Raw genomic sequence first — 13251 nt, 5'->3', positions numbered from 1 at the left:
GATGGCGTCCTGGCGACCCTTCAGCCGCGAACCGGATGCGCTGCGTGCAGCGCTTTTGGATTATCTGCGAAACCGTGCGGCGCAGGTGTTTCTCGATGGCACGGCCTCGGCCCGCCCGCTCGGACGCGCGACGGCCGTCATGAGCGACGGCAGCAATCTCGCGATCGACCTGACCGTGACGCCCGAGCGTGCTGCGGCTTTTGCCAAGCGTGCGGCGCTTTATTTCGGCATCAGCGGCCAGGCAGCAAACCGCGATTCGGGTTACGAGGTCGGGGGGCAGATTGTTCTCGATCGCGAGACGCTTGCTTTCCTGTCGCTCGACATCACGGTCAACGCGGTTACGCCGGCGGGTCGAGCTTTCAATAGGTAAAAAATAGTATTCTTCACTGTCTCCGACCGATCGCGGCTCGCTTTCTTCTTCTTCGACGTGGTCATCAACTTACATAGTCATGGAAACGTCAACCGGCGGTGATATCGCTTGCGGTGGGGTTCTTCAGAGGGTGGCTGAATATGCGCATAGGATTGCGCGTCTATATCTACAGCATGTTCGTCATCGTCGCTGCTCTGTCTCTGCTTGGGCTCATGAGCATCGTCAAGTACGAGAACATTCTGACGGAGACGCTTGCCAAGCGATTGACGACCGTGACAGAGGACGCACGGGCCTCGGTCGAGAAGGCGGATGCCCTCGGTGTGTCGCTGAGAGCCTTGACGCAACAGGATGGCGGCCCGATCGACGTGGCGGCCGGCCTTTTGCCGAGCGACATGCGTATCGCCGTTGTCGATCCGCGTGGCGATCTCATTCGCCGGCCGGGGGAAACCGCGGCATTGCCGGTCTCGGTCGACGCGCTGGTCGATCGGATCGCTGCAAAACAGTCCGACTGGCATTTGCGGGAAAACGGCTATCTGGTAGCGGGCAGCAAGGTAGTCAATTCCTTCGGTGAGCCGGAGGGTGCGATCATCGCGGTGCAGTCCGATGCCGTCATCGAGAGCCGCAATGCGGCGATGTTGCGCGACCTCGTCAGCTTCTCGCTTCTGACCCTGATACCGACCGCGATCCTCGCGGCCTTCGTCGTGTATTTCAGCCTTCGCCCGCTCGGCCGCTCGATCCGTGCCATGCGCTCCGTGGTCGAGGAGCAGAATGCCGGTCATCTCAGCAAAGTGCAGGGGCCGCTTGCGCCGACGCTGCACTGGTTCGGGCGGATATTCGGCGATCTCGAGCTGCAACGCGGTCAAGCCCTTACCGCGCTGAATGAGATCGAGGCAATGGCAACGGCGGAGGGGCGTCGCGATGGCAGATGATAATGAGAGCATGGCCAGCAGCGAGCAGCTGGTCGATACCTCTGCGCAAAGGATTACACGCCATATCGGCATCTCGATCGGCCTTCTGGTGGTCATCGCCAGCTGCATCGTCTTTGTGCTGACGATCCAGGCTTTCCAGCGTGACCTGGAACACGATATCCGCGCGGCCGGCACCCAGATCGCCCACTCTCTCAGCAATTCGGTCGAGTTCGCTGCCGAACTTGGCATTCCCGTCAAGGACCTGCGCGGTGTCGATCAGCTGTTTCAGCTGACCATCGCCCAGAATGCCCAGATTCAAGCGCTGACACTTCTGGCGCCGGACGGCCACGTTCTGGCCCGCTCCGGGATCGAAACGGCCGCGGCCGCTGCCGCGCAGGAGGCAAACGGACGCGGCGACGGCCTGAGTGGCATCCTGTTCACCTCGTCTCAAAATGTTCTCGAAATCTTTTCGGCCAAGGCGCCGGTGCTGGAACAGCCGATCATGAAGAACGGCGTGATCTATGCGACGCTCCGGGTTGAAGTGGCGAAGGACTTCATCAACGGCCAGTTCCGCGACATCCTGTTCGACATGGTTGTGATCCTCATCGTCTCGCTGCTTGTCGCATTCGAGCTGATGACCGCCTTCATCCTGTTCCACATCGTCAGCCCGATAAGGCGGCTGATGTTCCTGGTGGTCAATGGCGCGCGCGGTCAGTTCGACACCTATATCGTGCCGAAGAACGACGACGAGATCGGCCAGATCACCCGGCGGGTGTCAGACGTAGTCATCAGTCTGCATCGGCGTTTCAGCACTCTTGTCTCGTCCATCTCGAGCGCCACTCCGACCCTGCGCAGCCAGCTCGAAAACGCCTCTTCGCGCTTCAGCCTGAGTGCCGAAGGACCGAAGCGGCTGTTCATCGGCAGTTTCGTCGATGTGCGCGTGCCGCTCTTCCTGTTCTCTTTCGCGGATGAATTGCAGAAATCCTGGCTTCCGCTTTATGCCCAAAGCCTGGCCGGACCGAATTCGTTCCTGTCCGAGGAAGTCGTCGTGGGCCTGCCGATCTCGGTCTACATGGGAACGATCGCGGTGGTGACGCCCTTCGCTTCGCGCTGGGCCGACCAATACGGTGCCCGCCTGATGTTCCTGATCGGTCTTTTCCCGGCCGTGCTCGGCTATATCATCTGCGCCATGGCGCCGGACGCGCTGTTCCTCGTGCTCGGCCGCGGCGTCACGGCGTTCGGTTACGCCGTCATCACTATCGCCTGCCAGGGTTATATCGCGGCGATCGCCACGAGCGAAAACCGTGGCCGGGCCATGGCGATGTTCGTCGGCGTATTGATGAGCGCGACGATGTGCGGCACGGCGATCGGCGGCGTCCTTGCCGATCGCGTCGGTTACCGTGCGGTCTTCTGGATTTCCGTGGGCCTTGCGCTCGCCGCCGGTATTCTGGCGCGCTCGATGCTGGTATCGGAACTCGCCACCGACAAATCGGCCCCGAAGATGAGCCTGCTGCGCGGCCTGCGGGCGCTGGGGCAGAACACGCGCTATGTCGCGATGATCCTGCTTGCGGCCATTCCGTCGAAGATCCTGCTGACCGGCTTCCTCTTCTACATGGTGCCGCTCTACCTCGCCACGCTAGGCTCCAACGAGGCGGAAATCGGCCGCGTCATGCTGCTCTATTCGCTGACAATCATCCTGTTCGGGGCGGCCAGCGGACGCGTTGTCGATTGGCTCGGCCGCACCGGCTTCATGCTGGCACTCGGCGGCATTATGTCGGCAGCCGGACTGGTGATCTTTTCCGGATGGCAGAATATCTGGTCGGTCGTGCTGATGGTTCTGGTCATGGGCCTTGGGCATTCGGTGACCAAGAGCCCGCAGATCGCCTATGCTCTGGAGATCGCGGAGGAGGAGGCCAATCGTATCGGCCGCACCACCGTGCTCGGCGTGCTACGCACCACGGAGCGGATCGGCAGCGTGCTGGGGCCGATGCTTGCGGCCTTCCTTGTCCTGCAGTTCGGTTTCCAGAAGGCAATCCTGGTGTTCGGCATCGGCACCGTTGTGACCTCGGCATTTTTCTATTTGATCATCGCCCGCGAAGGCGCGAGCGGGGCGAAGCCCGCTCTATCGAGCTGACGCGGGAAGGTTGGGGAACATCATGACACTGATCAGGCGGCTTATCGGCATCGGTGCGATGCTGGCTCTCTTGCTATCTTCTGCAAGTGCTGTCTTGGCGCAAACCGCTCCGAAGGATAAGCGCTTCACCATCTACATGGCGGCGTGGCGCGGCTGCGAAGACGCCTGCCAGGGCTTTGTCGACTATATCAAGGAAAGCGGCATGCCGGCGGATGTTCTCATCCGCGACGCGAAGACCGACAAGAACACGCTGGGCCAGTTCGTCAAGGAAGTGAAGACGACCCGCCCCGACCTGGTGATCGCCTGGGGAACCAACGTCGCGGCCCAGATGATCGGACCTTATGATGCGCCGGATCCGTCCAGGTTCATCGGCGATATTCCGAGCATCTTCATGATCGTCGCAGATCCGGTCGAAGCCAAGATCACCAGAGGCCAGGAAATCTCTGGTCGCGCTTACGTCACCGGCACCCGCAACCGCGTGTCGGAGAGCATCCAGCTCAAGGCGATGCTCGAATACCGGCCGTTCAAGCGTTTCGGCATCATCTACAATGAGAACGAGCTGAATTCGAAGGTCAATGCCGATGTCGTCAAGCGGGCCGCCGACGAGCTTGGCCTCGATCTTGTCATGCTGCCGATGCCGCTGCATAACGGTGTGCCGCTGCGCGAAGACATTCCGGGCCTGGTGCAGGAGGCCGCCGACCGCGGCGTCGAGTTCCTCTACATCGGCAGTTCGTCGTTCATCAGCGTCAACGCCGATATCTACACCGAGACCGCGGTGCAGCTCGGCATTCCTGTCGCGTCAAGCTACGAGACCTCTGTCACGGACAGTTCGGCGCTTCTCGCCATCGCCTCCAAATACAGCATGGTCGGCCGTCTTGCCGGTTACCAGGCCAAGCGGATCCTGATGGATCACGTCAAGGCCGACGACCTGCCGATCGCGGCGCTCGACCGGCACTCCTACATCATCAACATGAAGACCGCCGCCGCGCTGAAGCTTTACCCGCCGATGACGCTGCTGAGCTATGCCGAAATTGTCAATCAGCCGGGCAAAAACTGATCCATGGGCAGTGAAGCAGGACGCATAGACCTTGCCTTGTCGCGTCTTGCATTCTTGTTGCTGGCGGGTGCTCTGGCCGCAATGTCACTGCTGGTGCTCAATGATATCGGCACGCGGGCGATCGAGGCGCGCATCGGGCAGAGCCTCGATGCGATCGCCGATTCCGACCGCGCCAATGCCGAAGCCTCTTTGGATTTTGGTCTGCCGGTCAATGGGCCGGGTGGTGTCGAGGAATTACTCCAACCGCCGTCGGCGCTGGCGCAAGGGCCGGATGCGCTATCGCTTCGCCTCAAAAGGCTGCAGGCGGTCGATCCGGGCGACAATCCTGTCGTCGAAAGCTCCCGTTACCGTCTTGCCAGCGTCATGATCGCAGAACGCCCGGTTTCGGACAGCCATGGTGAGAGCATCGCACGTTTGCGCGTCAGCCGCTCGATGGCGGGTTTCGACAACGCGCTTGCCCTCCGCAACCAGGCGATTGTAGGCGTTCTTCTGGTCCCCGTTGTGCTTCTGGCAATCCTGCTCGTGTTTTCATCGCCGTGGCGCGCCATCGGCATGCCGGCGTCTGTTTTCGTGCTGGGCCTTCTCGCGTTGTTGTTGAGCTTCGGGTGGCAAGCTCTAGATATATCGAGGCAAGCAGCTGCCCTTGCCGTGGCGGATACAGCCGGCCACCTCAATCGCGCTCTAGCGCTCGGCATCCCGTTCGAGAAACTGGTCGGCATGCTCGACTATCTGAAGCAGCAGGTCGCCTCCAAACCCGCTATCGGGGCACTTGAAGTCAGCGATGCCAGCGGCGTCGCTTATGCGGTCGGGGCAGACCCGGTCGGATCGACATTGGCGGCCTGGCTTTCGGGACTAAAGCTGTCCGGGTTCGCCCATTTGGCGGTCGAGCAGGGCCTGGAGGGCGGCGTGCGGTTGAGGGCTTCGGTCAACATTCAGCCTATCCTGACAGAGGTTGCGGCGCTCGCCATGGTGGCGCTGGTTTTTCTCGTCAGCGGCGGTGCGCTGCTGCGGGCTCTCTGGTCGGGGGACGCACGATCGCCGGGCGAGGCGGCGCGGGTAACGCTGCCGCTCGGTCTCTTCTTCCTGCTCTTGTTTATCTGCTGGGGCGCTCCTTCTGCACTATCCGCCGCTCCGCCCTTCCTGCAGTTTACGGGTATTGCCGTGGCCTTCGCGATCGGACTTGGGCTGCAGGGGCGGCTAGGGAGATTGGGGCCGCTTGTCGCCGCCATCGTGGTTCTCGCCGGTTTTCTAGGGTTCTGGGTCGATGGCCTTGCCCTGATGGCGGCTGCGGCGCTCGCCTGTGGCCTGGGCTTTCAATGGAATGAGGATACGGCAAAACCTGTTCAACTTGCCGCCGCCCTGTTGGCGTCGGTCTGTCTCGCCGGCGCCGGCGCAATCGGCCTTGCCGCCGAACCACTGGTTGCCAAGGGGGGTGTTGCCCTGTTCATGATCCTCATTCTGGTTCTGGCGGCGGCCCGGGCATGGGTTGCAGGTTCGCGGCAGCCCCAGGCGGCACCCGGGTTCGCGGCGCGTGCGCTTATCGGCAACTGGATCTGGGGAAACTGGATCTGGATCTGCCTTTTCATCATGCAGGTCGCGGGTTTTGTGTTGCTGGCCCTTGCCGCGCGACAGATGCCGCTCTCTCTGTTCGGCAATGCCGGCGCGGCGCTCTATTTCCTAGCAACCGCCGTCCTTTATGCGGCCGGCGGGCTGTTCGCCAGTCTGGTCGGCACATGGCGCAAGGCTCGCTGGGTCCTTTATGAGTTGGCGGTGCTCGCCATCGTGCTGATCACCGCCGAGACCTATGCCGGCGACGGCCCGGTCTTTGCCAATACCGCGATTGCTGCGTTTCTGATGGGTGCGGTTGGACGCTGGACATCGCAACTGCCCTTCACCATGGGCGCCAGCCGCTTGCGGGGCGCCCGCATTTTTGCCTCAGAGTTGCTGGCCCTTGCCGTTGCAGGAGCGATTGCAGCGGAAATCGTGGTCCTGCGGCAGGCGGCGCTGCCGGCGACGCTCGTTTATCTGGTGATGCTGGCGCCGCTGGCATTCGCGACCATTGCCGGTCTCAGTGTCAGGCCGCGCCGCATGTTCAGCCGGAGCGCCGGCTGATGAATCTCCGCACACGCATTGCGCTTTTCGTCGGCGTGGCGACCCTGCTCCTGAGCCTGATCTTTGTCGCCCAGGTGGTGCTGAGCGTGCGTGTGACCGATCAGTCGGCGCGGCGAGACACTCGACTGCTGATCGAGGCAATGTGGCAGAGCTACGTCGCTGATGAAACTGCGGCGCAGGAGGCGATTGCCAACCGGATCCGCCGCGATGTCGAGATCCTCAACGCATTGTCGCGTGATATGCCCAACATGGTGGAGACGCGGATGGCGGATGCCGAAAGCGGCACCGAGCGCCAGATCGTCATCATCCTCGATCAGGCGCTGAAACGCTTCTACCACAATCCGACGCTTCGATTGCCGCCCGATTTCGCCGCTTCGCTGACCCGCATGGTGCGTGCCACGGATGCGGACGGTTTTGCCCGCCTGAACCTCGGCGGATCCGAGATGATCTACCGCACCAAGCTCGTGCCCTTGCGCTTCCGGTTCGGCATCGTCGGTTACGCCCTGGTGGCTGCTCCAGTCTCGCGCATCGTCGCCCGCTTCAACCAGGCCGTGGATCTCAATGCCCGGCTGGTTCCTCAAGCCGAGGCGGCGCAGATGGAGGAGGGGTGGCTATTCGCCTCGCAGACGATCACGATCCCCCTGAACGATGGTTTTGGCGACGGCCGGGCGCTCGGGTTTCTCGGCGTGTCCAACGACCGTACCGAGGAGCTTTATCGGACCCGTTGGCTGCAATGGCTTGTTGGCGGCCTTGTGGTCGTATTTGTCGGCCATGTGCTTGGCGGGTTGATGTGGATGGTACGTGGTGCGTTTAGGCCGCTCGATGCGGCGATCGAGGTGATCGATAAACTCACCCGTGGCGAGCAAGCGCCGCCACTCGATACCGACAAGGGCACGATCGAGATCCAGCGGCTTTCGGAAGCGGTCGAGGCGCTGCGTGCGGCCCATCTCGACCAGGAGGCGCTCAGGCAGCTTCAGGCCGAACTTTCGGTCGCCTCGGAATTGCAGCAGGCGCTGCTGCCGCGCGGGCCGCTGGTGCTCGACGGCGTCTCCTTCTATGGCCAGATGGTGCCGTCCCAGGAAGTGGCCGGAGATTATTTCGACTATTTCGTGATCGACGAAAACCGCGCCGGGTTCCTGATCGCGGACGTCTGCGGCAAGGGCACGCCGGCGGCGCTGTTCATGGCGATGTCGCGCACCATCGTGCGTTCGCTGGCGATGACCGGCCAACCGCCGGGCGACGTGCTGACCGAAGCCAACCGGGTGCTCGCCGAAACCAATGACAAGAACCTTTTCGTGACGCTTTTCTACGGCGTCGTCGATCGCGGCACCGGCCGGCTGAGTTATGCCAATGCCGGCCATGTGCCGCCGATCATGAAGACTATCGAGGGCGAGGTGTCCTATCTGCCGGCAACCGGCGACCTCGTGCTCGGCATGATCGGTGATATCACTTATGAAACGGTCGATATTGCGCTTGTCCGCGGCAGCCTGCTGGTTTGCTACACAGACGGAATTCCGGAAGCCTTCAACGCCGGCGACGAGCAGTTCGGCGACGAGCGCCTGTTGCGCATGATTGCCAAAAAAACTGAGCTCGGACCCGGCGCGCTGATCGACGAATACCGTCGCGCGGTGATCTCCTTTGCAGCCGGAAGGCCGCAATATGACGACATCACGCTGTGTATCTGTGCTTTCTGAAATAGGTCCCGCAGCCGGGGCCAACGCACTCGGCACCGCGAGTTTTCAGCGGAGGGCAATTCCGTTCAAGCAGCGACCAGATGTTTGATCTCGGGTTTTAATGGTGCATTGTTTTCTTGGAATGGAGGAAAGCACAGTGGACCAAATCTCACACGGGAGTGCCACGACGACAAAGGCAATCCGTCGAGCAATACAAAAATAGTAAGAGAGCCCGAGGGTGTCTTGGAAGCGCTACGGGCTCAACCAGAAAATTGTTGCGAAGTGGAGGAAACGGGCGTTGGTGCATGGATCTGGGATTGAGCGACTGACACTGCTTCAAAGGGGCAGAACAAGAACTGCTCTCACAGACACGCCGCCTTTATCAACGAAAGACAGTATCGGGCGCTGCCGCCTTCTCTATGCGGCGGCCCCGTGCGGTTGGGAGCGGCGGCTTGTGGTGGGCCTGCCGAAAAGCAGACTGAGCGCTTTTGTGACAACAGGGGCGTTGGTTCTGATCCCATATGTGGACGGCCCCCAGCTCGCAAGATGTTTTGAGATAATTTTGATCTGATCGCTTGCGTCCATATGTCCGGCCTGTTGTTGCGTTCGCACATGAACGCTGGCCAAGATGGTTTCCGCAACACAAGTCCCAAACATCAAGATGGCCTTTAACTGCCAATGGGATCAGCGGGGTATCCTGTGTCCCGGATCGATCGATCACACCATCTGCTCCTATCTTGCAAGTTCTGGCATCAGCAACACGTAGCGAAGATTAGGATGTCCCCGGTTCTTGCCCGCGATCTTCATGCGGCGCAACCCATCAGGACTGGCGCTGATTTTGCGCTGTATGTCTCCCTGGAGACCATGAGCTTCCAGGCCATGCGCGCCATCTTGTTGGCGAGTGCGACAGCTGCCAGTTTGGGCGGCTTGCGCTTAAGGAGTTCCATCAGCCACCGAGAGGCCTTACCAGATCGCCGCGCGTGCTGAATGACAGCGGTTGCTCCAACCACCAAGACTGCCCGCAGTGCTTCGTCGCCGGCTCGCGTGATACAACCGAGCCGCAGCTTGCCGCCGGTCGAGTGATCCTTTGGCGTCAACCCTATCCAAGCTGCAAACTGGCGGCCGGATCGGAATAGCTCCGGCGCCGGTGTTTTCATGATCAGGAGCGCCGCACCGATTGGGCCAATGCCGAGAGACGTACGCTGCGTTCGTCGTTGCGCTGCCATGCCTTTACCTTCGCCTCCACATCAGCAATCTTCTTTTCCAGTTGGGCGTATTAATGGTCACGTTTACCCCATACGCTCTGAGGCATAGGAACCAGGGCTTGCCGGGAAGACGACGGTGCGATGTCCGTTAATGAAGGTGCGGTGGTGGATATGGGCGTGGATGGCCCGCGCCAGCACCTGGCTTTCGACGTCGCGGCCGAGAGAGACATAGTCTTCCGGAGACTGCGCATGGGTGACGCGCACGGTGTCCTGCTCAATGATCGGGCCTTCGTCGAGATCGGCAGTGACGTAATGGGCCGTCGCGCCGATCAGCTTCACGCCACGTTCGAAAGCCTGCTTGTAGGGATTGGCGCCCTTGAACGACGGCAGGAAGGAATGGTGGATGTTGATGATCCGGCCGGACATCTTCTGGCACATCTGGTCGGACAGGATCTGCATGTAGCGGGCAAGCACGATGAGTTCGGTGCCGGTCTGCCTGACGAGGTCCATGATGCGCGCTTCGGCCTCAGGCTTGTTGGCCTCGGTCACTGGAATATGGTGGAAGGGGATATCGTGATTGACCACGACCCTCTGGTAGTCGAAGTGGTTGGAGACCACGCCGACGATCTCGATCGGTAGTGCGCCGATCTTCCAGCGGTAGAGCAGGTCGTTCAGGCAGTGGCCGAAGCGGGATACCATCAGCAGGACCTTCTCCCGCTTGGCGGCATCATGCAGGCTCCAGGTCATGCCGAAACGCTCGGCAATAGCGGGGAAGCCCTGTGCGAGCTTCGCTTCATTGGCCTCTTCCTCGGAGATGAAGGAGACGCGCATGAAGAACCGACAGGTGCCGAGGTCGTCGAACTGGGATGAATCCACGATGTTGCAGCCGTGATCGGCGAGATAGCCCGAGACTGCAGCGACGATGCCGCGGGTCGACGGACAGGAAATGGTCAAAACATAGGTCTTCATGGTCATCTCGTGAATGCCCTGTGACGGCGTCATCTGAATCGTAGGACGGGTGCATGGGGGGAGGCGGTGCAGGTTGTTCTGAACCAGCACCGCCTCGGCGCCTGGGGAGGTTCTTCAGGCGCGGGATTTCTTGCGTTGGCGGTGCACGTCGATGACGACTGCCGCGACGATGATCGCGCCCTTGACGATCTCCTGGTAATAGGCGCCGACCTTGAGGAAGGTGAAGCCGGAGGTCACCACACCGAGAATAATCGTACCGATTACCGTCCCGGTGATCCGGCCGACGCCGCCGGAGAGCGAAGCGCCGCCGATGACGGCCGCCGCGATGGCGTCGAGTTCGAAGGAGACGCCCATGTTCGGCTGGCCGGACTGGGCGCGGGCAGCAAGCATGACGCCGGCGAGGCCGGAGAGAAGGCCGGCGACCGCATAGACCTTGATCAGGTGCTTGCCGATGTCGATCCCGGAGACGCGTGCAGCCTGGCTGTTGGCGCCGATTGCATAGGTGAACTTGCCGTAGCGGGTATAGGACAATGCGACGTGGAAGATGATTGCCACGACGAAGAAGACGATGACCGTTCGCGGGACGGGAAAGCCCCAGAGACTGAAGCTCTGGCCGAGCCAGGCGAAGTTTTCGTTGAGCAAAGCGACGGGTTGGCCTTCGGTATACCATTTGGCCAGGCCGCGGACTGAAACCATCATGCCAAGAGTGGCAATGAAGGGCGGAATTCCTGTCTTGGCGATAAGAAGGCCGTTCAGATAACCCAGGAATGCGCCGAGCAGCACGCCGACCAGAAGCGGCCAGAGCGGGCTTGAATCGATGAACCAGTCCAGGCCGAAAGCCGCGTATTCCGGTTGCAGGAAAACGGCACGGGCATTCAGCGAGGTCTGGGCGAAGCTCGCAGCCACCATGGCGATAAACCCGACCATGGAGCCGGACGAGAGATCGACCCCGCCGGTGATGATGACCTGCGTCACGCCGACGGCGATGATCCCCGTGACGGCGACCTGCAGGACGATTATGGATAGGCGCTGCTTGTTCGCCAGAAAGCTTTCGCCCACGACGTACCAGCCGATCACTTCGAAAATAAGGGCGATCCCGATCAGGACTGCCAGTATGGAGAATTCCGGCGGAAGTCGCCGAATTTTCTTCAAGCCCGTCTTGGAGGTCTCCCCCAGTTCGTTGATGGCATCAGACATGATATCCTCCCGGCTGTGCCGTCAGCGCGACGCCAGCTCCATTATCTTGACTTGATCGGCTTCGGCCCTGTCCAGGATGCCTGTGACCCGCCCCTCATGCAGCACGACGATCCGGTCACTCATGCCGAGCACCTCCGGCATCTCCGACGAGATCATGATGATCGCCACACCCTGGCCCGCGAGCTGCGAGATCAGCCGGTGGATCTCGGCCTTGGCGCCGACATCTATGCCGCGGGTGGGTTCGTCGAGGATCAGGATCTTCGGATTGGTCATCAGCCAGCGACAGATCAGCACCTTCTGCTGGTTGCCACCCGACAGGTTGATGATCGGCTCCCGCATGTCGGGCGTGCGGACCCTGAGGCGGTTGGCCATGTCGGTGGCCGCCTTCCGCAGCTCTTCCTGCTGTACGAAACCGAGCTGCACATAGCGCTGTTGCAGCACCGCCATCTGCGCGTTTTCCTGTATGTCGAGCAGCAGGAAACATCCGGTCTCCTTTCGATCCTCCGTCAGAAACGCCATGCCATGCGCCATGGCGACGGACGGCGAGGAAACGGTCAATTGCTTGCCGAAAAGCTCGATCGTCCCGGAATTTGCAGGGGTCACGCCGAAGATTGTCTCCGCGACGTTGGACCGGCCCGAGCCGACGAGGCCGGCAAAGCCGAGGATCTCGCCGGCCCGGAGATCGAACGACACGTCGCGGAAGACGCGGTTCAGCGTTAGCCCTTTTACCGACAGCACGACGTCGCCGATCTGCGCCGATTCTTTTGGGAACATCTGGGTGATCTCGCGCCCGACCATCATGCGGATGATGTCTTCGCGGGTCACCTCCGAGGAATTGCAGGTCGCAACGTACTTGCCGTCGCGAAAGACGGAGAACTCGTCAGCGATCTCGAAGAGTTCGTTCATCTTGTGAGTGATGTAGATGATGCCCTTTCCTTCCTCGCGGAGGGAACGGATGATCCGGAAGAGGTGGTTCACCTCCCTCTCGGTGAGGGCCGATGTCGGTTCGTCCATGATGAGGACATCGGAATCGAAGGATACGGCCTTGGCGATCTCGACCATCTGGCGGTTGGCCACGCTGAGCTTGCCGACCTTGATTTCCGGATCGATTTCGATCCCGAGGCGCTCAAACAGCGCGTCCGTTCGACGGTTCATTTCGGCGTGGTCCACGATACCGAAACGCCCGAGCGGTTCACGACCGATCCAGATGTTTTCCGACACGGTCATGGGCGCCATCAGATTCAGTTCCTGATGGATCATCGCGATTCCGTTCTGAAGCGCGTCGAGCGGATTCTTGAGGCGGATGTCGACGCCACGCAGTTTGAATGAGCCGCTGTCGGGCGTGTAGATGCCCGCGAGGATCTTCATCAGCGTGGACTTGCCGGCGCCGTTCTCGCCCATGAGGGCATGCACCGTCCCGCGTTTCAGCTTCAGCTGCACGTTGTCCAGAGCAACGACACCTGGAAACTCCTTGCGCACGTCCTCGACTTCCAGAAGATATTTGCTGCCCGGGACAGCGCCGCTCCTGCGAACGGCCTCCATGGTCTGGGGACTGATGATGCGTTCAGCTGACATGGTGGTCCTCCTCCACGAGAGTGATCCGCTGCCTCGCAAGGCAGCGGATCG

9 protein-coding genes and 1 pseudogene are annotated in these 13251 nt (G+C 61.2%); 6 read left to right on the top strand and 4 right to left on the bottom strand.

The genetic code is table 11. The features are described from left to right. Window position 1 precedes the first annotated feature (1 nt). From C5J22_RS02425 to C5J22_RS02400, 6 genes are all read left to right on the top strand, one after another. On the top strand, window positions 2-370 hold the full coding sequence (locus tag C5J22_RS02425; RefSeq protein WP_105436995.1) for a hypothetical protein: 369 nt from the start codon (window positions 2-4) through the stop codon (window positions 368-370). Window positions 371-510: 140 nt separating this feature from the next. Next, window positions 511-1299, top strand: a complete 789-nt coding sequence (locus tag C5J22_RS02420; RefSeq protein ID WP_172746490.1) for a hypothetical protein — start codon at window positions 511-513, stop codon at window positions 1297-1299. Next, on the top strand, window positions 1289-3412 hold the full coding sequence (locus C5J22_RS02415) for an MFS transporter (RefSeq protein ID WP_172746489.1): 2124 nt from the start codon (window positions 1289-1291) through the stop codon (window positions 3410-3412). Before C5J22_RS02420 ends, C5J22_RS02415 begins: the two co-directional genes overlap by 11 nt. Window positions 3413-3434: 22 nt before the next feature. Then, complete coding sequence (locus C5J22_RS02410; RefSeq protein ID WP_105436992.1) at window positions 3435-4469, top strand: ABC transporter substrate-binding protein; 1035 nt, start codon at window positions 3435-3437, stop codon at window positions 4467-4469. Between the two features lie 36 nt (window positions 4470-4505). Then, window positions 4506-6581, top strand: a complete 2076-nt coding sequence (locus C5J22_RS02405) for a hypothetical protein (RefSeq protein ID WP_172746488.1) — start codon at window positions 4506-4508, stop codon at window positions 6579-6581. Next, on the top strand, window positions 6581-8275 hold the full coding sequence (locus tag C5J22_RS02400; protein ID WP_105436990.1) for a PP2C family protein-serine/threonine phosphatase: 1695 nt from the start codon (window positions 6581-6583) through the stop codon (window positions 8273-8275). Before C5J22_RS02405 ends, C5J22_RS02400 begins: the two co-directional genes overlap by 1 nt. Window positions 8276-9057: 782 nt before the next feature. On the opposite strand, the pseudogene C5J22_RS02395 reads toward C5J22_RS02400, so the two are convergent. The 4 genes and pseudogenes from C5J22_RS02395 to C5J22_RS02380 form a co-directional block, all read right to left on the bottom strand. After that, a pseudogene (locus tag C5J22_RS02395) lies at window positions 9058-9530 on the bottom strand (transposase); the annotation flags it as partial. 13 nt (window positions 9531-9543) lie between these two features. After that, a complete protein-coding gene (purU, locus tag C5J22_RS02390) occupies window positions 9544-10428 on the bottom strand; it encodes a formyltetrahydrofolate deformylase (RefSeq protein ID WP_105436989.1) in 885 nt (294 codons plus the stop codon). A 114-nt stretch (window positions 10429-10542) separates the two neighbouring features. Then, on the bottom strand, window positions 10543-11625 hold the full coding sequence (locus tag C5J22_RS02385) for an ABC transporter permease (protein WP_105436988.1): 1083 nt from the start codon (window positions 11623-11625) through the stop codon (window positions 10543-10545). Between the two features lie 21 nt (window positions 11626-11646). Next, window positions 11647-13200, bottom strand: a complete 1554-nt coding sequence (locus C5J22_RS02380) for a sugar ABC transporter ATP-binding protein (protein ID WP_105436987.1) — start codon at window positions 13198-13200, stop codon at window positions 11647-11649. Window positions 13201-13251: the final 51 nt, after the last annotated feature.

Origin of the sequence: Neorhizobium sp. T25_13, from assembly GCF_002968675.1 — a bacterium.
Lineage (GTDB): Bacteria > Pseudomonadota > Alphaproteobacteria > Rhizobiales > Rhizobiaceae > Neorhizobium > Neorhizobium tomejilense.
The sequence above is the reverse complement of the archived record's forward strand: the minus strand, read 5'-3'. Positions and strand labels throughout refer to the sequence as shown.